The 244-nt window shown below is 54.9% G+C and carries 1 protein-coding gene; it reads right to left on the bottom strand.

Features of this window, described 5'->3' with window-relative positions; genetic code table 11:
* Positions 1–244 (bottom strand): Hsp70 family protein (locus tag SB752_RS33110; RefSeq protein ID WP_410719613.1); only part of this gene is annotated, 244 nt, incomplete at both ends.

The following is a 244-nucleotide window of genomic DNA, read 5'->3' as shown; positions in this document are numbered from 1 at the left end:
CAACCAGTGCTTCCAACTTGGCGCGAGAAATCTTCACGTTCAAGTGCTTCGGACCGGTGGCGTCTGCAGTGATGTACGGCAGGTTCACGTCGGTCGACAGCGCGGAGGACAGCTCGATCTTGGCTTTTTCAGCGGCTTCTTTCAGGCGCTGCATCGCCAGCGGGTCACCTTTGAGGTTCATGCCGCTTTCTTTCTTGAATTCGTCGACGAGGTAGTCGATCAGACGAATGTCAAAGTCTTCACC

Origin of the sequence: Brevibacillus sp. SIMBA_040 (assembly GCF_046535075.1) — a bacterium.
GTDB lineage: Bacteria > Bacillota > Bacilli > Brevibacillales > Brevibacillaceae > Brevibacillus.
This window is presented reverse-complemented; position numbering and strand designations above follow the sequence as displayed.